Genomic DNA, 23,701 nt, shown 5'->3' with positions numbered 1-23,701 from the left:
GATATCAACTAGTACCTATACGATTTCCTGATGAGACTCTCCTTGCGCCTGTTGCGCTACTTCGCGGAGGCGGCGGAAGCCGGGAGCACCACGGCGGCGGCACGCTCGCTGAACGTGTCGCAGCCGTCGATCTCCGTTGCCATCCGCGAACTGGAGGCGCTGTTCGGAGAAGCGCTGTTTGCGCGTGACGCGGGGTCGAGGATGACGCTGACCCGCTTCGGCGTGCGCAAGCTGGCCGAGGCGCGACAGATCCTCGCCGCGGCGGCTGCGTTCGAGGCGGACCAGAGCGGCGATGCCGCCTCGGGTGAAGTGCACATCGGCGTGTTCAGCACGCTGGCGCCGGTGTACCTGCCGGTGCTGCTGCGGATCGCGCGCGAGCGCTTTCCCAGGCTCTCGGTGCGTTTCGTCGAGGGCGACCTGGCGCAGATCGAAGACTGGCTGCACGGCGGCCATATCGAATTCGCGCTGACCTACGACGTGGGGCTGCCCAGCGAGATCGAGCGCGAACGCATCGCCGAACTGCATCCCTACGGACTGGTCCCGGCCGGCTCGAAACTGGCCAGGGGAAGAGGGGCGATCTCGCTGCGGGAGCTGGCCGGCGAACCGCTGATCCTGATCGACCTGCCGCACAGCCGCGATTTCCTGATGGCGCCGTTCTGGCAGTATGGCTTGCAGCCGGAAGTGCGCTATCGCGCCACCTCGCTGGAACTCGCGCGGAGCATGGTTGCGAACGGGCTTGGCGTGTGCCTGCTGATCACCCAGGCGCCGTCGGCCGCGCAGACAGCCGGCGTGGTGGAAAGGCCGATCCGCGAGGAGACCATCCGGCAGCCCCTGGTGATTGCCCGCTCGGCTCGCATGTCACGCACGCCGGCGTCGGAACTGCTGGCCGGGTGCGTGCGCGAGGCGGTGCATGAGGCGATGGCGGCGCGCGCCGTCCGGGGCAGGCGCGGCAGGTAGCCCGGCGGATCCGGGCAGCGGGCGCGGGAGACACTGGAACCAGCCGGGCTTCAGGTCACCGCCCCGATCTGCCAGGGCACGAACTCATTCTGCCCGTAGCCATGGATCTCGCTCCTGGTGCGCTCGCCGGAAGCCACCCGCAGCATCAAGGCGAGAATGCGTTCGCCGACCTCGTCAACGGTCTCCTCGCCATCCGCGATCGTCCCGCAGTTCAGGTCGAGATCGTCCTGCTGCTTGCGCCAGACGGCGCTGTTGGTGGCGAGCTTCAGCGATGGCGTGGGCGCGCACCCATAGGCCGAGCCCCGCCCCGTGGTGAAGCAGATCAGGTTCGCGCCGCCGGCAACCTGGCCGGTTGCCGATACCGGGTCGTAGCCCGGCGTATCCATGAAGACAAGCCCCTTGCTCCGGACGGTCTGCGCGTACTCCAGCACATCCATGAGCGGGCTATTGCCGCCCTTGGCGACCGCACCGAGTGACTTCTCCAGGATGGTCGTCAGCCCGCCTGCCTTGTTGCCGGCCGAGGGATTGTTGTTGAGGTTCGCATCGAGCCTGGCGCAATAGGCTTCCCACCAGCGGATGCGCGCGAGCAGCTTCTCGCCCACCGCGCGCGACACGGCCCGCTGGGTGAGCAGGTGCTCGGCGCCGTAGATCTCCGGGGTTTCCGACAGGATGGCCGTGCCGCCCTGGCCGACGAGGCGGTCCACGGCATTGCCAAGCGCGGGGTTGGCGGTGATGCCGGAGTAGCCGTCGGAGCCGCCGCATTGCAAGCCGACCACCAGGTGCGCGGCGCTGATAGGCTCCCGCGCCACGCGATTGGCCTCGGCCAGCATGGCCCTGACCTGTTCGACGCCGAGCGCGACGGTGCGTGCCGTTCCGCCCGCTTCCTGGATCACCGCCGTGCGCAGGCCGGGCTTGCCGGCCAGTCCTTCGGCGGCGAGCAGGTCGCCGATCTGGTTGGTCTCGCAGCCGAGCCCGACAAACAGCACCGCCGCGAAATTCACGTGCCTGGCGTAGCCGGCCAAGGTGCGCCGCAGGATCGCCAGGCCCTCGCCCTGCGAATCGATGGCGCAGCCGCCGCCATGCGTGAGCGCCACCACGCCGTCCACCATCGGGTAGTCCGACAGGGCTTCGGGGTGGATATCCCGGCGGAAGTGGTCGGCGATGGCCCGTGCCACGGTCGCCGAGCAATTGACCGAAGTCAGGATGCCGATGTAGTTGCGCGTGGCAATGCGCCCGTCGGCCCTTCGGATGCCGAGGAAGGTGGCCGGGCCCGCGCTCGCGGCCGGCACGGGGGCGGCGTCGCCAAAGCGATAGTCGCGGGCAAACTCGACCATGCCCAGGTTGTGCGTGTGCACATGTTGTCCCGGCTCGATCCGCTGCGACGCGATGCCGATGATCTGGCCATAGCGGCGCACCGGCTGGCCGCTCTCGATGCGGCGCAGCGCGATCTTGTGCCCTGGCGGGATCATGCCGGCGACGGTCACGCCCTCGTCTCTCAGGAGCGTCCCGGGAATCAGCTGCTGGCGTGCGATCACCACGTCGTCCGCCGGACTCAGTTTGATGGTGGGTGAAAGCCATTCCCTCGCGGCGGGTGACTGCATGGTGGTTCCTCTTGCTCTTGAGACGGTGATACGAAGGATGTCGCTTACAGCGGATTCGACAGCAAGCCTCGCGCGGCGAGATTGCTCACCAGCGCGCGAATGCCGAAGGTCCAGGGCTCTGCCCGGTCCGCCAGGTTGACGCGGTTGCGCAGCGTGCCGAGCCTGGGGCTGCGAATGGTGACCACGTCGCCCAGCTTGTGCGTGAATCCGCAGCCGGGCGCATCGCGGTCCTCGGTCGGCGCGAACAGGGTGCCGAGGTACAGCATGAAGCCGTCCGGATACTGATGGCAGCGGGAGGCGGCCTGCGCCACCAGGTCGAGCGGGTCCCGGCTGATCTTGCTCATCGAGTTGGCGCCGCGGAGCACGAAACCGTCACCGCCCTCCACGCGCAACTGGATCTCTTCCGCACGCACATCGTCCATCGAGAAGGTAGCGTCGAACAGGCGCAGGAAGGGGCCGATGGCGCAAGAGGCGTTGTTGTCCTTGGCCTTGCTCAGCAGCAAGGCGCTGCGGCCCTCGAAGTCGCGCAGGTTGACGTCGTTCCCCAACGCGGCACCCTGCACCGTGCCGGCGCTGTTGACCGCGAGCACGACCTCGGGCTCGGGGTTGTTCCAGGTGGACTCCGGATGGATGCCGATATCGGCACCGGTGCCCACCGCGGCCAGCACGGGGGCCTTGGTGAAGATCTCGGCATAGGGGCCGATGCCCACCTCGAGATACTGCGACCAGAGCCCCTGCTTGATGAGCAGTTGCTTCAGCGCATCGGCTTGCGCCGAGCCGGGGCGTACGGCCGCGAGGTTGTCGCCGATCAGGGCCTTCACCTCCTGGCGCACGGCATCGGCGCGCGACGCATCCCCGCCCGCCTGCTCCTCGATGACCCGCTCCAGCATGCTTGCCGCGAACGTGACACCCGCTGCCTTGATGACCTGGAGGTCGCACGGCGCCAGCAGATGGGGCTGGCTCGCATCCCGCGCGGGGCGACCTGTATTGCGAAGGATCTCCGCAAGGCTGCCGAGCCGCCGGCCGGGCGCGCGCCGGACCCGCTCGGCGGGCGCATCCAGTTCGAGCAGCCCGCTGATGGTGCAGGCCAGCTCCGACAGATCGTAGACACCGTCGTCACGAATCGCGACGACCGATGGGCCGGAGATCCGCCCGGGCACCCAGGCGCGTCCCACCAGTATGCCGGCGCAGCCGTCGTCGGGCAGTGCATCCGACAAATCGAGAGAGGTCAGTGTTTCCATATGCGATGTAGTCTCCAATGCGTGCCGGATCAGGCTTGTTCGTGTCCCTGCCGCAGCCGGGTACTGATCAGCGCGGCAAGCACAAGCAGGCCGGCGATCAGCAACAGTCCGTTGTGGGTGCTGCCGGTGGCTTGCTCGATCAGGCCCATCATCGAAGGGCCGAAGAAGCCGCCGAACAGGCCGCACGTGGTGACGAACGCCAGGCCCCCTGCCAGCGCCGTGCCGCTCAGGCGGCTGGAAGGGAAGATAAAGAGAACAGATTGCACCACAAACAGCATGGACGCCGTCAGCGAGAAGCCGATCAGGCCGATAAACGAATTGGACATCGCGGCCACCACCAGGCCGGCGGACATCGTCAGGAGCCCGATGAACAGCATCCGCCGGCAACGCTGCGGCGTTGTCGCCAGGCGGGGCAGAATCGCGGCGCCGAGGGCAGCCGCCACCCAGGGCACGGAGTTGAGCGCGCCGATCTCCAGCGGTGACAGGCTGGCGTAGGTCGCGATGATGCCCGGCAGGAAGAAGATGACCGTGTAAATGGTGATCTGGTGGCAAAAGTACACGGCAATGGTCAGCCAGATCTGCGGATCGCGCAGCATCTCCGTGAAGCGGTGCTGGGATGCGCCAGAGCCCTGCTCCGCGTCCAGCCGCGCCTGCAGCCGCTGGCGTTCTTCCACGGTCAGCCAGGGTGCGCTGCCCGGACCATCCGGCAGGGTCTTCCAGACAACATAGGCGAGCGCCAGGGTCGGCAGCCCTTCGATGATGAACAGCCACTGCCAGCCATGCAGGCCCATCAGGCCGTCCATCTGGAGCAGCGCGCCGCCCAGCGGGCCGCTCAGGATGTTGGCGACGCAGACGCCCAGCAGGAAGTAGCCGGTAGCCCGGGCCCGCTGCTCGCGGTCAAACCAGTACGTCAGGTAGAGCATGACACCTGGGAACAGGCCCGCCTCGGCAACGCCGAGCAACAGCCGCATGATGTAGAAGCTGGTCTCGCCCTGCACGAATGCCATGCCTGCGGAAAGCAGGCCCCAGGTGATCATGATGCGGGTGATCCAGAACCTGGCGCCCACCTTGTGCATGATCAGGTTGCTCGGGACTTCGAACAGCGCGTAGGTCAGGAAGAACAGTCCGGCGCCCAGGCCATAGGAGGCCGCCGACAACCCCACGTCGATCCCCATGCTGGCCTTGGCCAGGGCGATATTGGTGCGATCGAGGAAACTGATCACGTAGACAATCACAAGCAAAGGCATCAGCTTGCGAATGAGTAGTTTGTTCAGGCGCTGCGCGTCGTCGGCCAAGGGCTCAACGCGCGCCGCGACAGCGTCGGCAGTTAGCATGGGGTCTCCTGATATTGGTGTTTTATTGATGTTCTGCTTGTGCTGGCACGCCAGTGCCGCCGCGGCTCAGGCCGGGCCGAGGCCGGCCCAGACCGGTCCGTCCGGAAAGCGGTAGCGCTCCAGCGTGCCGGCATGCATCTCGATGCTGTAGCCCGGGCGCTGGGGCGGCATATAGCGGCCGTTGCGAATCACTACCGGCTCGACGAAATGCTCGTGCAGATGGTCGACGTATTCGAGCACGCGGTTTTGCAGCGAACCGGATACCGCGATGTAGTCGAACAGCGAGATGTTCTGCACGTACTCGCACAAACCGACGCCGCCGCCATGCGGGCAGACCGGGATGCCGAACTTCGCCGCCAGCAACACGACGATCAGAACCTCGTTGAGGCCGCCGAGGCGCGCGGCGTCAAGCTGGCAAAAATCCAGCGCCTGCGCCTGGAACATCTGCTTGAACATCACGCGATTGTGGCAATGCTCGCCGGTGGCCACGCCGATGGGTGCAATGCGCTTGCGGATTTCGGCGTGCCCTAGAATATCGTCCGGGCTGGTCGGCTCTTCGATCCACCAGGGATCGAAGGCCGCGAGGCGGCGCATGGCGTCGACCGACTGATCCACGCTCCAGACCTGGTTGGCGTCCATCATCAGCGTCCGCTCCCAGCCGATCTCCTCACGCAGGATCGTGGCGCGGCGCATATCCTCCTCCAGATCGGCGCCGACCTTCTGCTTGAAGTGCGTCCATCCCGCCGCGACGGCATCGCGCGCCAGCTGGCGCATCTTCTCCTCCGAGTAGCCCAGCCAGCCCGCGGCGGTGGTGTAGCCCGGGTAGCCTTGCTCAAGCATCTGCGCCTCTCGCCGTGCTTTGCCCGGGGCCTGGCGGCGGAGCAGCGCGATCGCTTCCTCCGGCGTCAGCGCATCCGTCACGTAGCTGAAATCCAGGCAGCGGACCAGTTCTTCAGGCGTCATATCCGCCAGCAGCTTCCATACCGGCTTGCCGGCTGACTTTGCCCACAGATCCCAGACGGCGTTGACGATGGCCGCGGTGGCAAGGTGAATCACGCCTTTTTCCGGCCCCAGCCAGCGCAGCTGGCTGTCGCTGGTGGCAAACCGCCGCCAGAAGGCGCCCATGTCCGAGGTGATTTCCTCGAGGGTCAGGCCAACCACCAGCGGGGCCAGGGATTGCACGGCGAGCACGCAGATCTCGTTGCCACGGCCGATGGTGAAGGTCAGCCCATGGCCTTCCGTCCCTTGCGGGGCATCGGTGTGCAGCACCACATAGGTTGCCGAATAGTCCGGAGCCGCATTCATGGCATCGGAGCCGTCAAGGGTTCTGGACGTCGGGAAGCGAATGTCGTGGACGCTGAGGTGGGTAATTCGAATACGCATTTGACGCTCGGCTGATTGGTTGTTGGGGCCGTCAGGGACATCCTGGCCATCTGGGACGCGTCGACTGTACAGCCCCTATTGATACCTGCATAATCGTGCTTTCATATATATCGATATCAAAATTGGTATCTATTCAATGTGAAGCCAACCGATGTGAAACCCGAGCCCACCGAACCCTCCCCGGAATCGGCGAAAGCGTTTGCACCGCTGAAGATCTCAAGCCGGCAGATCGCCTTGATCAACGCGCTGGCGGAACACCGCAACCTTCGCCGGGCCGCGGCGGCCATGCACACCACCCAGCCGGCGGCCAGCCTGTTGCTGCAGCAGCTTGAGGAAAGACTCGGCGTGCAGTTGTTCGAGCGCCTTCCGCGAGGCATGGAACCGACGCTCTACGGCGAGGTACTGATCCGTTTCGCCCAGGGGGTCACGCACGAATTCGGCCATGCAGAAGCGGAAATCGCGGAACTGGGCCGCGGCGCCTCGGGCCTGGTGCGGATCGGCACCGTCATGGGTCCGGTGCCGACGATCCTGACGCGCGGGCTGCTGGCGTTCAAGGCCGCTAACCCGAAGGTGCGGATTGCCATTGAGGTGGGGACCAGCGACACCCTGCTGCCGTCGCTGATCCGCGGGGACTTCGATGTGGTGCTGGGCCGCTTGCCCGACCGGCTCAGTCATCCGGACCTGGACATTGAATTGTTCGAAAGGGGCGAGCAGATGCGGGTGATCGCGCGGCCGGACCATCCGTTGACCAGGCTCGATCCACTGGCGCTGCGCGACCTGGTGCCGATGACCTGGATTCTTCACCCCGTGGGCAGCCCGATGCGGCTGAGAGTCGAGAGTGCGTTGACGCAGGCGGGGATGATCGATGCCCTGGATATCGTCGAGACCGCGTCCATTCTTGCCGCCACCGCCATGATGGAAACCTCCGACATGATTTCCGTGGTGCCGAACGACGTTGCGCAGTATTACGCGCGTTATGCGATGGTCTCCGTGCTTCCCGTGGAGTTGCCGGTGTCGATGGTCAATCTCGGGTTGCTGACGCGGCGCTCGCGTCCGATGTCGGCGGCGGTGCGCGGCGTGCTCAGTTACTTGAAGGAGTACGGGAGGGACGCCGAGGTTGGCAGCCCCGATCCGGGAAGCCGGCGCTGAACAAAAAGGCGGACACCAGACTGGTGCCCGCCCGTTCAACGCCTGCCGTCAGCCGGCGATCTCCGCCACCGCCTTCGCTGGCGCCACCGCATAGTGATCGAACTGCATCGCAAAGCTTGCGCGCCCCGAGGTCAGCGCGCGCAAGCTGCCGATATAGCCGAACATGCCGGCCAATGGCACATGCGCTTCAACCACGACCGTGTTGCCGCTGCCATCGCCGCCGCGCTGCGACTGCCCCCGCACCAGGCCCCGGCGCCGGTGCATGTCGCCGATCACGTCGCCCACATGATCCGCGGGCGTCACCACCTCCACGGCCATCGCCGGCTCCAGCACCATCGGCTGCGCATCGCGCGCGGCTTCGCGGAAGGCCGCCGCCGCCGCGGTCTCGAAGGCCAGCGCCGAGGAATCGCGCTCGTGGTAGCAGCCGTCCAGCAGGGTGGCCTTGAAATCGACCACCGGGTAGCCCGCGAGCACGCCTTGCGCTGCGGCGCGGCGGATACCGGCTTCCACCGCCGGCACAAACTCGCGCGGTACCGCGCCGCCGGTGATGCGGCTCTCGAACTGCAGGCCTTCTCCGCGCGCCAGCGGCTCGAAACGCAGCAGCACTTCCGCGAACTGGCCCGGCCCGCCGCTTTGCTTGCGATGCAGATAGCGCGCATCGGCGGCGCGGGTCAGCGTTTCGCGATAAGCCACTTGCGGGCGGCCTACCGTCACCTCCACGCTGAACCGCGTGCGCAGTTTTTCCAGCGTGACTTCCAGTTGCAGTTCGCCCATGCCGGACAGCAGCGTCTGGCCGCTCTCCGGGTCTTGCCGCAGCCGCAGGCTCGGGTCTTCCTGCACCAGCACCTGCAATCCGCGCGACAAGCCAGCCTGGTCCGCCTGCGATTTCGGCTCGATGGCCACGTCGATCACCGGTTCGGGCGACTCGATGCTCTCCAGCACCACGGGATGCGCCGGATCGGTCAGCGTGTCGCCGGTGATGGTCGCCTTGAGGCCGACGATCGCCACGATATCGCCCGCCACGGCAACATCGCGCTCCTGCTTCCGGTCGGCATGCATCTCGTACAGCCGGGCCACGCGTTCACGCTTGCCGCTGCCGGCGTTGAGCACGGTGTCCCCGGCGGCAAGCCTGCCGCGATACAGGCGGACGAAGGTCAGCGTGCCGTGCGCGTCGTGCACCACCTTGAAGGCGAGCGCCACCAGCGGCTGGTCCGCATCCGCGCTGACTTCATGGCGATCCACCTCGCCGGGTGCCGGCAGATAGGCCGTCACCGCGTCGAGCAGCGGCTCCACGCCCTTGTTCTTGAAGGCCGATCCCGCCAGCACCGGCACCACGGCGCCGGAGATCGTCGCACGCCGGATGGCCGCGCGCAGCGCGTCCCCGGCCGGCACGCGGCCGGCGAGATAATCTTCGAGCAAGGCATCGTCATGCTCGGCCAGGGTTTCCAGCAAACGTTCGCGCCATACGGCCGCCTGCTCCCTCTGCGCGGCCGGCACGGCCTGCGTCACGTATCCGGTCGTGCCCGCACCGCCCTGCCATAGCAAGGCCTGCATGGTGACAAGATCGATCACGCCGGTGAAATCGCCCTCGCTGCCGATGGGCAACTGCAGCACGAGCGGCACCACGCCGAGGCGGTCCTCGATCATGCCCACCACGCGCAGGAAATCCGCGCCGGTGCGATCCAGCTTGTTGACGAAGGCCAGGCGCGGCACGCGATAGCGGTCCGCCAGGCGCCAGTTGGTTTCCGTCTGCGGCTCCACGCCGGCCACACCGTCGAACACCACCACCGCGCCGTCGAGCACGCGCAGCGAGCGGTTCACTTCGATGTTGAAATCGATGTGGCCCGGCGTATCGATCAGGTTGATCTGGTGCTCGCGCCAGAACACGGTGGTGGCCGCGCTGTTGATGGTGATGCCGCGCGCCTGCTCCTGCGGATCGAAATCCATGGCGGCGGCGCCGTCGTGCACCTCGCCCAGCCGGTGGCTGGCGCCGGTGTAGAACAGGATGCGTTCCGAGGTGGTGGTCTTGCCGGCGTCGACGTGGGCGATGATGCCGATGTTCCTGAGGTTTCTGCGTTCGTTCCTGCGTTCTTTTCTGCTTTCCATGATGGGCTGCCTACAATGCAAACACCCTGGCGGGTGTGTGCCTGCCAGGGTGTCTTGGGTCCCTGGGAGGCGATCTGCGAGGCCTCCCGGACTGCATGTGCGGCCGGGAGGCTATGGGATCGCTTGCGGGGCGGCGCCGGCATGCCGCATGCGGCACGCAACCTTCTCGGTGGCTACGCCAGCCGACGCCGTTACCGCACCAAGGGACGAGCGCAAGCTCCCGTTCCCTTGGCCGGTTTGAATCGTGGCGATCAGCTTGTCGTAGGTACGCATGGCGTGTCAGATGGTGGCGAAACAAAAAAACAAAACCCCGGAGGGCCTGCGGGCCGTCCGGGGTTGGCGATATGCTGTTTCGTCACTCCCGGAACCGGCCTTGCAGCCTTCCGGGCGGACGCTCGGAAGACTAGGCGTGAATAGCCAGCAGCACGCGTTCACCGTAAGGTGCCGCGGCAAACACTGCGATGGCGGTGCGTTGCGCTGCTTGCTTCATGTTGCCTGAACTCCAGAGAATGGAGCGGAGTCTAGCACTTGCAGGAAAAACTTGCAGCGCACCATACGTGCACCCCGCCCCAAAGTGCGCTAGGCTGAAAAAAGACATCCCCACGCAGGAGATCCCCATGCCAAGTCACCCAGTCCTGGAACGGGTCACCGCCCGTATCGTGGCGCGCAGTGCTGGCACCCGCCAGCCCTACATGGACCGCACCCGCGCCATGGCGGGGCAGAAGGTGGAACGCGCCCATCTCTCTTGTACCAACCTGGCGCACGCCGTGGCGGCCATGCCAGAGCAGGCCAAGATCCGCCTGAAGGCGCAGGAGCGCCCCAACCTCGCCATCGTTTCGTCCTACAACGATATGCTGTCGGCGCACCAGCCACTGGCGGAGTATCCGCAATGGCTCAAGGAGGCCGCGCTGGAAGCGGGCGGCACCGCGCAGTTCGCTGGCGGCACACCCGCCATGTGCGATGGCGTGACGCAGGGTCAGGACGGCATGGATCTCTCGCTGTTCTCGCGCGATGTGATCGCGCTGTCCACGGCGGTGGCACTGTCGCACCAGATGTTCGACGGCGCGCTGTACCTCGGCGTGTGCGACAAGATCGTGCCGGGGCTGGTGATGGGCGCGCTGTCCTTCGGCCACCTGCCGGCCATCTTCGTGCCCGGCGGACCCATGACCACGGGCATCGGCAATGAAGAAAAGGCCCGCGTGCGCCAGCGCTATGCCGAGGGCAAGATCAGCCGCGCCGAGTTGCTGGAGGCGGAGAGCCAGTCCTACCATGGCCCCGGCACCTGTACCTTCTACGGCACCGCCAACTCCAACCAGATGCTGATGGAGATAATGGGCCTGCACCTGCCCGGCACCGCCTTCGTCAATCCGAACACGCCGCTGCGCGAGGCGCTCACGCGCGAGTCCGCGCGGCAGGCGCTGCGCCTGGTACATGGCGGCGAGCGCTATACGCCCGTGGCCGACGTGCTCGACGAGCACGCCTTCGTCAACGGCATCGTCGGCCTGCTGGCCACCGGCGGCTCCACCAACCACACGCTGCACCTGGTGGCGATGGCGCGCACCGCCGGCATCGTGCTGAGCTGGGACGATTTCGCCGAACTATCGGAAGTGGTGCCGTTGCTGGCGCGCGTGTACCCCAACGGCAGCGCGGACGTGAACCAGTTCCAGGCCGCAGGTGGCCTGCCTGTGGTGATCCGCGGACTGCTGCAGCTCGGGCTGCTGCACGACGACGTCACTACCGTGGTGGGCAAGGGGCTGGCGGACTACACTCGCGAGCCGGTGCTGCGCGATGGCAGGCTCACCTGGATCGACGGGCCGGAAGCGCCGCTGGACGACAGCGTGGTGCGCTCTGCCAGCCAGCCGTTCGCGCCCGAGGGCGGCATCAAGCTGCTCGACGGCAATATCGGCCGCGCGGTACTCAAGATCTCGGCGGTCAAGCCCGAGCACCATGTGGTCGAGGCCCCAGCGCTGGTGTTCCATACGCAGGATGCGCTGATCGACGCCTTCAAGCGCGGCGAGCTGGAGCGCGACTTCGTCGCCGTGCTGCCATGGCAAGGGCCGGCCGCCTGCGGCATGCCGGAGCTGCACAAGCTCACGCCTACGCTGACGGTGCTGCAGGAGCGCGGTTTCCACGTGGCGCTGGTGACGGACGGGCGCATGTCCGGCGCATCGGGCAAGGTACCGGCCGCCATCCACGTCTGCCCCGAAGCACTGAGCGGCGGCGGCATCGCCCGCGTGCGCGACGGCGACCCGATGCGCGTGGATGCGAACACCGGTGTGCTGACGGTGATGGTGCCGGAAGCGGAGTGGGCCGCGCGCGACGTGACGCCGCCCGATCTCACCGCCAACCGGCACGGCGTGGGACGCGACCTGTTTGCAAACTTCCGGCGCCATGTCAGCACGGCCGAGGCGGGCGCGTGCTCGCTGTTCGCGCAGGAGGGCTGAAGCGCCCCGCTTAGAAACTATGGCTGATGCCGGCACCAAACCCGGTGCCGCCACTGGCCTGCCGGCTGTGGCGATACGACACCGCGCCATACAGCGTGGTGCGTTTCGATAGCGCGTAGTCCAGCCCGCTGGTGACGTAGCCGGTCGTGCCGGCGTGGCCGTAGCCCTGGAAATCCCGCGCACCGGAGAGCTTCAGCGTGACGGCGCCCACGCGCCAGTTCGCGGCGAGGGTGGCCGCGCTGCGTTTCGCGCTGGCATCGCCGAGAAACGCCTGGCTGGCGGCGCTCAGATGCGTCTGGCTATACGACGCCATCAGCCGCACCGCGCTGAAGGCATAGGCGAGCCCGGCAAACCAGGTGTTGTCGCGGGCTGAATTGCGCTCGGCGGTGAGCATGGCGGACCACGGTCCCGCGTCGTAGTTGAGCGAAGCGGCCAGCGGCCGGGTGCGGTCCCGGTTGCCGGCGGCATCCGGCGTCTCGTTCTTTTCCACGCCGGCGGAGACGTGGACATGCACGCCACCCCATTTCGGCGAATCGTAGAACACCCCGTTGTTCAGCCGCGAATATTCTCCCGCCGGACCGTTGTGGTACGGATCGGTGCGATAGGACGGGTGGTACACAAACCAGGCCACCGAGCCGACGCGATTGAAGTTGTCCCAGCTGTCGTACTGCCAGTCGTATTGCCACATCGGCGTCAGCGCGCGGCCAAACCGCAGGTCGCCATAGGGCGATCGGATGCCGACGGTGGATTCGCCCTGGAAGTACGGCGTGGCACCGCTGGCTTCAAGGCGTCCGTCGCCCATGTCGAAACGTGTCTGCAGGTTCATGGTGGCGGCCCAGCCGCCGCCCAGCGGCTCGCTGCCGCGCAGGCCGATGAAGCTGCGCTGCATGGTGCCGAGCTGGACCGGCTGTCCCGGCGCCGGGCGGAAGATGCCGGCATCGGCAAAGCCATACAGCGTGAGGCTGCCCTGCGCGTGCGCCATCGGTGCGGCCGGGGCCAGTACGGCGGCGCAGGCGAGCGCCGGCAGACAGCGCGCCAGTGCGCGCTTGCGGCGCAGGCCGGGGGAAAATGCGCTTTCGCATGGCGGCGCCACGGCGCGAAAGCGCGGGGATGTATGTGATGGGTTCCGTGTGGGGTTCAGTGCGGGGTTCAGTGCGGGCGTGGAGTCAAACGTCAATGCCAGTTCCAGATTTGATGACATGCCAGGGTCCGCCGCTCGGGTAGCGGGCCCTGGACAAGCGTGAGCGACCCAAAGGGGTGAAAGTGCGGCGGCATCACGAGGGCGCGCCACAAAACAGAATCGCCGCCGGGGCGTTTGCGCGCCCCGGCGGCGGAAGACGATCAGGCCAGACGGTTCAGCTCAGCCTGCGCGCGGGATTGGCCACGGCGGGCACGGCGAGTTGCGCATCGTCGGGTACGCGCAGTTCCTGCACCGGCACGGCGATGGCGCAGCCGGCGGCTTCCAGCGCCTGCTTGATGCGGTGGTAGAACGCGAAGCGTACGGTCCAGTAATCCACGGCGGCAAGCCAGCAGCGCACATTAAGCGTCACGCCTTGCGCCGCGTAGTTGATCACCATGACCTCGGCGGCCGGGTCCGCCAGCACGCGGTCTTCCGCGGCGAGCATGGTGCGCAGCGCATCGAGCGCGGCCTGGATATCGGCGCCGAAGGTGACCGTGACCTCGATATCGAGGCGGCGCGTGGGGTTCTCGCTGTAGTTGGTGATGGCGCTGCCCCAGATCTTGCCGTTGGGCACGCGCAGGCAAACCCCGTCGAAGGTGGTCAGCTCGGTCATGAACAGCCCGGTTTCGCGCACCGTGCCCGCCACGCCCTGGGCATCGATGTACTGGCCCACGCGGAACGGCCGCAGCAGCACCAGCATGATGCCCGCGGCGATATTCTGCAGCGTACCTTGCAAAGCCAGCCCGATGGCGAGGCCGGCGGCGCCGAGCATGGCGATGATGCTGGCGGTCTGCACGCCAAATTGCGACAGCACCAGCACAATCGTGATCACGCGCACGATCCACTGCGTGACGCTGGCCAGCATGGGACGCAAGGTGGCATCGACGCGCGGGCGGTCGAATGCGCGCAGCACGGCGGCGCGGGCACGGCCCGAGATCCACCAGCCCAGTATCAGGATCAGGACGGCGGCGATGCAGTTCAGGCCCTGCTGCACCACCAGTTGCAGCAGGTAGGTCCAGGCTGCTTCCAGCTTTCTGGGCTCGATGAAGTTGAGGTCCATGGATTCGGCTCCGGCAATCAAATTGGAAAGACTGGTCATGCGCGGCTCACGCTGCCGCGCCGGCGATGCGCCAGTTCGCCTGCGTCGGGCAACGGCGTTTCGCTGCGCGCGAGCTGGCCGGGATCGAGCTGATGCGAGAAGCCAGCCACCGAGCCCATGCGGCGCTGGCGGTCCTCCGGCAAGGTTGGCCCGCTCTGAATATAGACGGTGAGCAATTCGGCAAGATGAACGAGCACGGACAACCGTGTGCGCTCATAGCCATGCGAGGCGTCGGCGCCGAAGCAAAGCAACGCCGTACGCACATCGTGCCCGGCAGTGACCGCCGCGCCCGCGTCGGAGTGGTAGAAACGGAACACGTCGCGATGGCTGGGGATGCCGTGCTCTTCGCACAGGCGCAGCAAGCGGCGCGTAAGGTGATAGTCATGCGGTCCGGCCGAATCCATCAGCGGAATGGTCACGCCATTTTCGCTCGCGCCCTGCCCCGGCGCCACCGGGCCGATGTCGATGCCGATCACTTCGCTGACGTCGTCCTCGATCACCGCGGTGGCGCCCGAACCAACTTCTTCGGTGAGCGTAAACACGGCGTGGCAGTCCATCGGCACCGGCGCGCCGCTTTCGCGCACGGCCTTGAGTGCGGCCAGTACCGCGGCGACGCCGGCCTTGTTGTCGAGATGGCGCGAGACGATAAAGCCGTTGTCGAGGATCTCGGGGTTGGCGTCGAACGCAACGAAATCGCCCACCTGTATACCGAGTTCGCGCAGTGCTTGCGGCGTGGCGGCATCTTCGTCGAGCCGCAGTTCGAGCTGGTCCCAGTTGACGGGTTGCGTGTCCACCGCCTCGTTGTATACGTGACCCGAAGCCAGCAAGGGCAGCACCGAGCCGCGATGCCGGCCGCTCTCGGTAAACAGTGTCACGCGCCCGCCTTCGGCCCAGCGGCTGGACCAGGTACCGATGGGAGCTAGCGCCAGGCGGCCGTTGGGCTTGACTTCGCGCACCATGGCGCCAAGCGTATCGAGATGGGCGACGATAGCGCAGTCGGGGCCGAGCCCGGCTTGCGCGCGATTGCCGCGCAGCGTGGCGCGGATGGTGCCGCGCCGGGTGAGCTGGTACGGAATGTCCAGGCTGTCGAGCGTGCGCGCGGTGTAGTGCACGATCTCGTCGGTCAGCCCGGCGGGACTGGGGATGGCGAGCAACTCCAGCAGCGTGGTCTTGAGGTAGTAAGCGTCGATTGTCAGTGTCTGCATGCGGGCGGGTTCATGGTTCGGTTCAGGAAGAAGTTGGTACGGAAGAGGTTGGTACGCCAGGGAACGCGGTCAGGCGGTGAACGGGAAAAGGAGGTCGACAAAGCGCTCGGCGGTCGGCTGCGGTTCGTGGTTGGCCAGGCCGGGGCGTTCATTGGCTTCGATGATCACGTACTCGGGCTGGTCATGCGCGGGTACCAGAAAGTCCAGTCCCACCACCGGGATGCGCAACGCGCGCGCGGCGGTAACGGCGGCTTCGCGCAGCACCGGATGGAGTTCCGCCGTGACGTCGTGCAGCGTGCCGCCGGTATGCAGGTTGGCGGTCTTGCGCACCGGCACGCGCTGGCCGGCCGCCGGCACCGAAGCCATCCCCAGGCCTTGCGCGCCGATGCAGCGCCCGGTTTCGCCGTCCATCGGAATGCGGCTTTCGCCACCGGTGGCAGCGGCGCGGCGCGCGCTGTGGCGCTCAATCAGCGTCTTGAGATCCGACTTGCCGTCTCCCACCACTTCGGCCGGCTTGCGAATCGCGGCAGCCACCACCGCGTAGCCGATCACGACGATGCGCAAGTCCTGCCCGGGACAGAACGACTCCAGCAACACGTTGCCGCCTTCGCGCTGCGCGGCTTCGATAGCGCTGGGCAGTTGCGCGGTGTCGCGCACGTCCACGCTGATGCCGCGCCCCTGCTCGCCGCAGGCGGGCTTGACCACCACCGAGCCGCAGGCACCAAGGAAGGCTGCGTTGTCTGCCTCGCTGCCCGCGGGCCGCTGGCGCGGCACCGCGAGGCCCGCCGCATCCAGCCGGGCACGCGTAAGCGCCTTGTCCTGGCACCACGTCATGGCCACCGCGCCGGTCAGCTCCGAAAGCGATTCGCGGCACAGCACCTCGCGTCCGCCGAAGCGCAGGCCGAAGATGCCGCTGGCGGCATCGACGATGTCCACGCCGATACCGCGCCGGCGCGCTTCCTTGACGATCAGCGCGGCGTAGGGATTGAGCTGGTCGCACTCGCTGCTGCCGGCAAACAGCGGCTCGTTGATGGCGTTCTTGTGCTTGATGACAAAGCCATCGAGCTGGCTGAAGCCGAGCTTGTGATACAGGCCGATGGCGTGCTCGTTGTCGTGCAGCACCGAGAGGTCGAGCGACCGCCTGCCGCGTTCGGCAAAGCGCGCGAGCAGGTGCGTGACCAGCGAGCGCCCCACGCCGGCGAGGTGGGTCTGCGGATCCACCACCAGGCACCACAGGCTGCTGCCGCCCTGCTCGTCGCCGAAGGCCAGCGCATGGTCCACGCCCATGGCCGAGCCGACGATCTCGCCGCTCTGCTCATCCTCGGCGAGCAGGTAGACCACCGCTTCCTGCTCGCGTTGACGCCACACGGTGGCAGCGTCTAGCAGCACCATCTTGCGCATGGCGTAGAGGCGATTGATGGCGGCGATGTCGGCGCGGGTCGCGAGGCGGCGAATGGTGACGCCAGGAGATGGCGCGCTATCGTCCAGCGGCACATCGAGGCGGCGGCGGAACAGCAGCGAAGGATCGAGGAACAGCGTCTGCGGCGCTTGCGCGAGCACGAGTTGCGGCGCGTCCACGTAGAGCGCGATATCGCGCCGGCCCGGCGCTTCTTGCTGCAGTTCGGCAGCCAGCAGCGCCGGCGAACCGAAGGCCGGTGCGAACATCAGCCGCCCCCAGCCGCAATCGATCATCGCATTGGGGCGGGTCGACACCGGCGCCGGCGGCTCGCCGGCACTGCGCGGGGTGGCAACGCCAGTGCGATCCTCGCCGGCGGGGTCATGCATCGCGCCGGCGGGATGCGGCGAGGGCGCGATCCGGCCGGTAGCCCTGGTGCGCGCGGAAAGGCTGACAAGGTTGGTGGATGGCATGTGGGTCTTCCTCCTGTTGGTGTCTCGTGCAGCGTCCCGTCAGGCTGGCGTGTTGTCGGTGCATCGCTGCGCCGGTCAGATGCCGCGCGTCTGCAACCACGCTTCGAGCAGCGCGATCTGCCAGACCTTGGAGCCCTTGAGCGGGGTGATATGGCTATCGGGCGCGTCGAGCATGGCGTCGGCCACGCCGTCGCGGTAGAGGCCGCGGCTGCGCGCGCGATCGCTGCTGATGTAGCCGCGCACGTAATCCAGGAACGGGCCGCGCAGGTACTTCAGCGCCGGCACCGGGAAATAGCCCTTGGGGCGATCGATCACCGCGACCGGGATCACCTGGCGCGCCGCTTCCTTGAGCACATGCTTGCCGCCCGCGGCGACCTTGTGGCGTGCCGGCATGCGCGCGGCCAGTTCCACCAGTTCGTGGTCGAGGAAGGGCACCCGCGCCTCCAGGCCGTGCGCCATGGTCATGTTGTCGACGCGCTTGACCGGGTCCTCCACCAGCATCACGGTGGTGTCCACGCGCAGCGCGCGGTCGATAGCGCTGTCGGCGCCGGCCTGGGCGAAGTGCGCGGCAAGGAAGCGGCCGCTGGGATCGTCGGCCAGCCATTGCGGCGCGAGCAGCTCCGCCAGCTCGTCGTGGCTGCGGTCGAAGAAGCCGTGCCGGTAGGCGGCGACTCCGCCGTCCGCGTCCGTGTTGCCGGCCAGCGGCGGGTACCAGTGGTAGCCGCCGAAAACTTCGTCGGCGCCCTGCCCGCTCTGCACCACGCGGCTGTGTTTCGCCACGGCGGCGGACAGCAGGTAGAAGGCCACGCAGTCGTGGCTGACCATCGGCTCGCTCATGGCGCCGATGGCGTCGGGCAGCGCGGTCAGCAGGCCGGCCGCCGGAATCATCATCTTCTCGTGGCGGGTGCCGAAGTGCCTGGCCACCAGGTCGGAGTACCGAAACTCGTCGCCAGCCTCGCCGCCCACGGTCTCGAAGCCGATGGCGTAGGTGCGCAGGTCGGGCGTACCCGTTTCTGCGAGCAAACCGGTGATCAGGCTGGAGTCGACCCCGCCGGACAACAGCACGCCCACCGGCACATCGGCCACGGTGCGGCGGTGCACGGCGTCGCGCAGCGTGGCGAGCGTGAGATCGCGCCAGGCCTCGAACGGCCTTTCCAGATCGTCTGCGTTCTGGCGGAAATCCAGCCGCCACCAGGTGCGGCTGTCGGTGCGGCCGTCGGGCTGCACCGTCATATGCGTGGCCGGCGGCAGCTTGCGCACCGCTTGCAGGATGGTGTGGGGCGCGGGGACCACGGCGTGCAGGCTCAGGTAGTGATGCAGCGCTACGGGGTCAAGCGTGGTGTCGATATCGCCGCCGGCCAGCAAGGCTGGCAGCGTGGAAGCAAAGCGCAGGCGCTGCGGCGTGGCCGAGTAGTACAACGGCTTGATGCCCAGGCGGTCGCGCACCAGGTGGGTCACGCCGGAATCGCGCTCCCACAGGGCGAAGGCGAACATGCCGGCGAAGCGGTGGAGCGCGGCCGGCCCCCATGCATGCCACGCCTTGATGATGACTTCGGTATCGCCGGTCGAGGCAAAGCGGTAGCCCTGGGCGGCCAGTTCCTTGCGCAACGCATCGTGGTTGTAGATCGCGCCGTTGAACACGACGCCCAGGCCCAGTTCGTTGTCGATGAAGGGCTGGTGCGCGCGCTGCGACAAATCCATGATGCGCAGCCGGCGATGGCCGAACGCACGGCTGCCCAGGCTAAACAGGCCTTCTCCGTCGGGGCCGCGCGGCGCCTGGTCGCGCGTCATGACGGCGACGGCGTGCAGGTCGGCCATGACCTGATCGAAACGTAATTCTCCAGCAATGCCACACATATCCGGACGCTCTCCTGTCACTGGCGGTATCGGGACGTCCAATGGGACTGCCAAAGCCCAAATACCGCGCCGTGTATTGTTTTCTCATGGCGCGGTGTTCTGGTCTGCCCGCGACCGTCTGACCGGATGTCTGACGATCACCTACAGTTGATTGAAATTGGGGATACTTTCAGGACAGATGAATGGGGCTTTGGTTTCCCCGAAATTCGCGGAGGCAGGCGGCCGAACCGGCGCGAGCCCTTGGTGGACAAGGGCTCGCACCGGTTCAAAAAAATTCGCCTGAATGCCATTTCAGATACTTTTATGCGTGCATGGCATCGCGCGACAAAGCGGTGCAAGCACCATATTTCCGGCGCATGCGGCGTGGTGCGGGATCGGAGAGTGGCGCATTCCGGCGCCCGGACGGCACCGTCGAGGCACGCAGAATTGGGTACGCTTTTGGTGCGGGAGGGGCAAATCAACCGGTGCGACCGGACCGCAGGGCGCTGTCCGGCCGGCGTTCAGGCCGTCAAAGGGTGATCGTGCAAGCGGTCGCGCGAGGCCAGCGAGGGGAACAGGCGCATCCACACCGCCACGACCACCAGTGTGCCGATGCCGCCCAGCAACACCGCGCCGACCGGCCCGAGCAGTGCGGCCGTGACGCCCGACTCGAACTCGCCAAGCTGGTTGGATGCCCCAATGAACACGGAGTTGACGGCCCCCACGCGCCCGCGCATATCGTCGGGCGTATCGAGCTGGACCAGGGTGGACCGCACCACTACGCTGATCATGTCGGAAGCGCCGAGCATGACCAGCGCGGCCATCGACAGCGGCAACCAGTGCGAGATGCCGAACACCATGGTGGCCACGCCGAACACGGCCACCGCGCCGAACATCACGCGTCCCACGCGGCGGTTCATCGGGTGATGTGCCAGCCACAGCGCGGTTACCAACGCGCCGACGGCGGGCGACGAGCGCAGCAGGCCAAGGCCCCAGGGCCCGGTGTGGAGGATGTCGCGCGCATAGATGGGCAGCAGCGCGGTGGCGCCGCCCAGCAGCACGGCAAACAGATCCAGCGAGATCGCGCCGAGCAGCACCGGACGGCTGCGGATATAGGAGAAACCGGCAAACAGCGTGGCGATGCTGACCGGCGTGGTCAGCCGCTGCGCGGCCTGGCGCAGCTTGAGCACGCTCACCAGGCAGGCGGCCACGGCGAACAGCGTGGCGCTGATGGCGTAGACCACGCCGGGGCCGGCCACATAGGCAAAGCCGCCCAGCGCGGGGCCGATGATGATGGCCGTCTGCGTGGCGGAACTGGACAAGGCCACTGCGCGCGGAAGCTGGCGCGGCGTGACCACACCGGGCAGCAGCGCTTGCAGCGTCGGCGTCTCGAATGCGCGGGTGGCGCCGATCAGGGCCACGAAGACAAAGATGTGATCGCGCGTGATCCAGCCCTTCAGGCTCGCCACCGCCATCGACACCGCAATCAGCGCTTCCAGCGTCTGGCAGGTCCGTACGATCAGGCGCCGGTCGAAACGGTCCGCCACATGGCCTGACACCAGCAGGAGCATCACCGAGGGCAGGAACTGCACCAGGCCCACCATGCCGAGCATGAAGGGATCGCGGGTGAGGTCATACATCTGCCAGCCCACGGCCACCGTGAAGATCTGATAGCCGATGGTGGTGCACAGGCGGGCAAACCAGAACAGCCGAAATGAAGGGTCGCGAAAAACAGAGTCCGGCGCGGTGGCCGGAGCAGTAGCAGGGGTCGGCATGGATGGCGGTGATGACGGGGCGGGCGGCGAGGCAAAGCGCTGGCTTGCCTCACTCGGCGGGAAACGCTGAAAAGCGCCTGAAACGACTCGCATGGCAGCCAAAACCACGCACCGGCTACCGGGCCATTTCCCAGGCAATTTCCCAGACCAGTTCCCGCAAGTTTCGGATTCTATCCGAGCCCCGCGATGCATGCAGGCGCATGTCCGTACGCCGCCGCCATGTATCAACAATGACGCAATATCGCTACAGAGCGAAAAAATGCGATTCGTTTCGAGAATCATTCGTATTCATAATGCACCACTCGATGTGGCGGCACCCTGACTTTCCCGCCCCATTCCCGGGAATTCCATTTTGCAGCCACCGTCTCGCTCACGTGCGCCGCTATCGGCACCGTCCTGCTTTGCCTGACCATGTCCGCGCATGCGGCCGACACCCACCCTGGCGCCGTGCCCGCACCCGATGCCGCAACCGCACCGCAGGCCACTGGCGCTTTCAGCGCCGAAAGCGCGCTCAATACCGTTACCGTGGTAGGCAACTGGCTCGATAGCCCCAATGACGCCAAGGTGCAGGACCAGCCAGGCCTCGCTGGCTTATTGAGCAGGCAGCGCCGTGCGCAGGCTGCTGGCCAGCGCCGCGGCCGCTGGCGCGGCATCGCGCCGCGACAGCAGCACCACGCGCGTGTCGCAGCCGGCATCGGCCAGCGGCACGAAGCGCACCCCCGGCGGCGCCATGCGCCCGAGCGAAGCCGGCACCAGGGCCACGCCAAACCCGGCCTCCACCAGCGCCAGTTGCGACAGCTTGCGCGAGATCGCCGCGGCGGCGCGCGGGTAGAAGCCGCTCGCCAGGCAGCACTGCGCCACGCGCTGGCTCAGGCCGCCGCGATCCGGATGCGGCAGCGACACGAAAGGTTGCTCCCGCAAGGCCTCCAGCGCGATTTGGTCCTCCCGCGCCAGCGGGTGCGCGCTGCTTACCGCCAGTTCGAGACGTTCGCTGTAGAGCGGATCGACGTTGACGCGGGGCAGCCGGCGCAGCAGCGGCTCGCGCGCCAGGCCAAGATCGGCGCGGCCTTCCTCGATCTCAAGCGCCTGCTGTTCGCTGGACGCCTGCGAGATTTCAAGACGAATCCCCGGATGTCCGGACTGGTACGCGCGCAATACCGCCGTGCAGGCTGGCGTCAGCGGCACCGAACTCGAATGCAGCAAGCGCACAGTGCCTTGTTCTCCGCGCTCGACCTGGCGCGCCTGCGCCGATGCCTCGGTCAGCTCTGCCAGGATGCGGCGGGCGGCTTCATGGAAAGCGCGGCCGGCCGGCGTGGTTTCCACATGGCGCGCCTTGCGCACCAGCAGCGCCACCTGCAACATGCCCTCCAGTTCCTTGATCTGCCGGCTCAGCGCCGACTGGGCAATAAAGAGCCGCTCGGCGGCCAGGCTGAAGCTGCCGGCATCGACGATTTCCACGAAATAGCGCAACTGCTTGAGGGACGGGCTCATTCAGGGACAGGCTCATTGAAGGACGGGCTCATGCCGGGCCGGGTCGTGCGCGGGGCCGCGAGCCGGGATTGCGGACTGCGATGGCTGGATTGGCGCCGGCGCGGCGCACGCGCGCAGTGTGCCATGGCGCGGGCGCCGCGCCCAGCACCCTGCCATGCCGCTTTGCGATGGATCGCGGGGCGCTTTGATATTGGCCCGCCGGCGGGCGCGTCCCTATGCTGTGGGTCACGCAACCCCGACTCAGCCTATCGTGGAACTCCCCTCCCTTTCCTTCCTGCTCCCTGGCTTTTCCCTGCCGGCCTACCTCGCCATGTGCCTGGCAATCGCCGGCGCTTATGTGATCTTCGGCATGGCGGGCTTTGGCACCGCGCTGGTGGCGGGACCGCTGCTGGCCTACCTGATGCCGGTCAGCCAGATCGTGCCTCTGCTGGCGCTGATGGACTGCAGCGCCGCCGCCTTTGCCTTGCTGCGCGATGGCCGCGCCGCGGACCGCGCCGAGCTTGGCCGGTTGCTGCCCTGCATGCTGGCCGGCAGCCTGGCGGGCGCCGCGTTGCTGCTCAAGCTGCAATCGGATCTGCTGCCGCTGCTGCTGGGCATGTTCGCCATGGCCTACGCGGTCTGGTCGCTTGCCGGCAGGCGCCCGGCGGGCTTCACGCCGCGCGCGGCGCTCCCTTTCGGGCTGGGTGGCGGCATCTGCTCGGCCATGTTCGGCAGCGGCGGTTTCCTGTATGCGATCTACCTGTCGGGACGGCTGGGCAAGGACGCGATGCGCATGACGCAATCGACGCTGATCGGCGTAAGCACGCTGACGCGGCTGGTGCTGTTCGCGCTGGCGGGAGTGTATGCAGGCGCGGCCATCCTCAAGCTGGCGCTGATGCTGGCGCCGGCGATGGCGCTGGGCCTGTGGGCCGGGCGCAGGATCACGCTGCGCTTGTCGCGCGAGCAGTTTCTGCGCATGGTCAATGTGGTGGTGCTGTGTTCGGGCGGCGCGCTGGTGCTGCACTTCCTGCTGCGCGTGAACTGACGAACGC

General features: G+C 67.2%; 16 protein-coding genes. 4 read left to right on the top strand and 12 right to left on the bottom strand.

The features are described from left to right. Positions 1-30: 30 nt before the first annotated feature. A complete protein-coding gene (locus AC1DS6_RS18275; protein WP_441626234.1) occupies positions 31-957 on the top strand; it encodes a LysR family transcriptional regulator in 927 nt (308 codons plus the stop codon). A gap of 50 nt (positions 958-1,007) precedes the next feature. On the opposite strand, the gene AC1DS6_RS18270 is transcribed toward AC1DS6_RS18275, so the two are convergent. The 4 genes from AC1DS6_RS18270 to AC1DS6_RS18255 all read right to left on the bottom strand — a co-directional run bounded on the left by AC1DS6_RS18270 (position 1,008) and on the right by AC1DS6_RS18255 (position 6,516). Further along, positions 1,008-2,558 carry a UxaA family hydrolase gene (locus AC1DS6_RS18270; protein WP_477102878.1) on the bottom strand — a complete coding sequence of 517 codons (1,551 nt, stop codon included), beginning with the start codon at positions 2,556-2,558 and terminating at the stop codon, positions 1,008-1,010. Between the two features lie 44 nt (positions 2,559-2,602). Continuing rightward, positions 2,603-3,799, bottom strand: coding sequence for a fumarylacetoacetate hydrolase family protein (locus AC1DS6_RS18265; RefSeq protein WP_477102877.1), 1,197 nt, complete (start codon positions 3,797-3,799; stop codon positions 2,603-2,605). A 29-nt stretch (positions 3,800-3,828) separates the two neighbouring features. After that, on the bottom strand, positions 3,829-5,133 hold the full coding sequence (locus AC1DS6_RS18260; protein ID WP_441626228.1) for an MFS transporter: 1,305 nt from the start codon (positions 5,131-5,133) through the stop codon (positions 3,829-3,831). A 66-nt stretch (positions 5,134-5,199) separates the two neighbouring features. After that, a complete protein-coding gene (locus AC1DS6_RS18255) occupies positions 5,200-6,516 on the bottom strand; it encodes an L-fuconate dehydratase (protein ID WP_477102876.1) in 1,317 nt (438 codons plus the stop codon). A gap of 153 nt (positions 6,517-6,669) precedes the next feature. Here AC1DS6_RS18255 and AC1DS6_RS18250 point away from each other — a divergent pair, with 153 nt between their 5' ends. Continuing rightward, on the top strand, positions 6,670-7,665 hold the full coding sequence (locus tag AC1DS6_RS18250) for a LysR family transcriptional regulator (RefSeq protein WP_477102875.1): 996 nt from the start codon (positions 6,670-6,672) through the stop codon (positions 7,663-7,665). 48 nt (positions 7,666-7,713) lie between these two features. On the opposite strand, the gene fusA is transcribed toward AC1DS6_RS18250, so the two are convergent. After that, positions 7,714-9,771, bottom strand: coding sequence for an elongation factor G (gene fusA / locus AC1DS6_RS18245; RefSeq protein ID WP_477102874.1), 2,058 nt, complete (start codon positions 9,769-9,771; stop codon positions 7,714-7,716). A gap of 617 nt (positions 9,772-10,388) precedes the next feature. On the opposite strand from fusA, the gene edd reads away from it, so the two are divergent. Continuing rightward, the gene (edd, locus tag AC1DS6_RS18240) at positions 10,389-12,215 is read left to right on the top strand and encodes a phosphogluconate dehydratase (RefSeq protein WP_441626220.1); all 1,827 of its coding nucleotides are present in this window, start codon (positions 10,389-10,391) and stop codon (positions 12,213-12,215) included. A 10-nt stretch (positions 12,216-12,225) separates the two neighbouring features. On the opposite strand, the gene AC1DS6_RS18235 is transcribed toward edd, so the two are convergent. The 7 genes from AC1DS6_RS18235 to AC1DS6_RS18205 form a co-directional block, all read right to left on the bottom strand. Further along, positions 12,226-13,416 (bottom strand): porin, encoded by a 1,191-nt coding sequence (locus tag AC1DS6_RS18235; RefSeq protein ID WP_441626218.1) that lies wholly within the window; start codon positions 13,414-13,416, stop codon positions 12,226-12,228. Between the two features lie 154 nt (positions 13,417-13,570). After that, positions 13,571-14,455, bottom strand: a complete 885-nt coding sequence (locus AC1DS6_RS18230) for a mechanosensitive ion channel family protein (RefSeq protein WP_441626216.1) — start codon at positions 14,453-14,455, stop codon at positions 13,571-13,573. Positions 14,456-14,490: 35 nt separating this feature from the next. Then, positions 14,491-15,699 carry an osmoprotectant NAGGN system M42 family peptidase gene (locus AC1DS6_RS18225; protein ID WP_441626214.1) on the bottom strand — a complete coding sequence of 403 codons (1,209 nt, stop codon included), beginning with the start codon at positions 15,697-15,699 and terminating at the stop codon, positions 14,491-14,493. 69 nt (positions 15,700-15,768) lie between these two features. Next, a complete protein-coding gene (ngg, locus tag AC1DS6_RS18220) occupies positions 15,769-17,568 on the bottom strand; it encodes an N-acetylglutaminylglutamine synthetase (RefSeq protein ID WP_477102873.1) in 1,800 nt (599 codons plus the stop codon). Positions 17,569-17,643: 75 nt separating this feature from the next. Further along, the gene (locus tag AC1DS6_RS18215) at positions 17,644-19,425 is read right to left on the bottom strand and encodes an N-acetylglutaminylglutamine amidotransferase (protein ID WP_477102872.1); all 1,782 of its coding nucleotides are present in this window, start codon (positions 19,423-19,425) and stop codon (positions 17,644-17,646) included. 500 nt (positions 19,426-19,925) lie between these two features. Then, entirely contained in the window at positions 19,926-21,179 is a 1,254-nt protein-coding gene (locus AC1DS6_RS18210; RefSeq protein ID WP_477102871.1) for an MFS transporter, read from the bottom strand. A 591-nt stretch (positions 21,180-21,770) separates the two neighbouring features. Further along, positions 21,771-22,670: a LysR substrate-binding domain-containing protein gene (locus AC1DS6_RS18205; RefSeq protein ID WP_477102870.1), complete on the bottom strand. Its 900-nt coding sequence runs from the start codon at positions 22,668-22,670 to the stop codon at positions 21,771-21,773. A 250-nt stretch (positions 22,671-22,920) separates the two neighbouring features. Between AC1DS6_RS18205 and AC1DS6_RS18200 the strand changes: the two genes are divergently transcribed. Next, complete coding sequence (locus tag AC1DS6_RS18200; protein ID WP_441626204.1) at positions 22,921-23,694, top strand: TSUP family transporter; 774 nt, start codon at positions 22,921-22,923, stop codon at positions 23,692-23,694. Positions 23,695-23,701 lie beyond the last annotated feature (7 nt).

The organism is Cupriavidus sp. 05L310, assembly GCF_056398185.1.
The sequence above is the reverse complement of the archived record's forward strand: the minus strand, read 5'-3'. Positions and strand labels throughout refer to the sequence as shown.

Coding starts and splice junctions, on each gene's coding strand:
- AC1DS6_RS18275 (WP_441626234.1), top strand. CDS start 31: ATGAGACTCTCCTTGCGCCTGTTGCGCTACTTCGCGGAGGCGGCGGAA.
- AC1DS6_RS18270 (WP_477102878.1), bottom strand. CDS start 2,558: ATGCAGTCACCCGCCGCGAGGGAATGGCTTTCACCCACCATCAAACTG.
- AC1DS6_RS18265 (WP_477102877.1), bottom strand. CDS start 3,799: ATGGAAACACTGACCTCTCTCGATTTGTCGGATGCACTGCCCGACGAC.
- AC1DS6_RS18260 (WP_441626228.1), bottom strand. CDS start 5,133: ATGCTAACTGCCGACGCTGTCGCGGCGCGCGTTGAGCCCTTGGCCGAC.
- AC1DS6_RS18255 (WP_477102876.1), bottom strand. CDS start 6,516: ATGCGTATTCGAATTACCCACCTCAGCGTCCACGACATTCGCTTCCCG.
- fusA (WP_477102874.1), bottom strand. CDS start 9,771: ATGGAAAGCAGAAAAGAACGCAGGAACGAACGCAGAAACCTCAGGAAC.
- edd (WP_441626220.1), top strand. CDS start 10,389: ATGCCAAGTCACCCAGTCCTGGAACGGGTCACCGCCCGTATCGTGGCG.
- AC1DS6_RS18235 (WP_441626218.1), bottom strand. CDS start 13,416: ATGTCATCAAATCTGGAACTGGCATTGACGTTTGACTCCACGCCCGCA.
- AC1DS6_RS18230 (WP_441626216.1), bottom strand. CDS start 14,455: ATGGACCTCAACTTCATCGAGCCCAGAAAGCTGGAAGCAGCCTGGACC.
- AC1DS6_RS18225 (WP_441626214.1), bottom strand. CDS start 15,699: ATGCAGACACTGACAATCGACGCTTACTACCTCAAGACCACGCTGCTG.
- ngg (WP_477102873.1), bottom strand. CDS start 17,568: ATGCCATCCACCAACCTTGTCAGCCTTTCCGCGCGCACCAGGGCTACC.
- AC1DS6_RS18215 (WP_477102872.1), bottom strand. CDS start 19,425: ATGTGTGGCATTGCTGGAGAATTACGTTTCGATCAGGTCATGGCCGAC.
- AC1DS6_RS18210 (WP_477102871.1), bottom strand. CDS start 21,179: ATGCCGACCCCTGCTACTGCTCCGGCCACCGCGCCGGACTCTGTTTTT.
- AC1DS6_RS18205 (WP_477102870.1), bottom strand. CDS start 22,670: ATGAGCCCGTCCCTCAAGCAGTTGCGCTATTTCGTGGAAATCGTCGAT.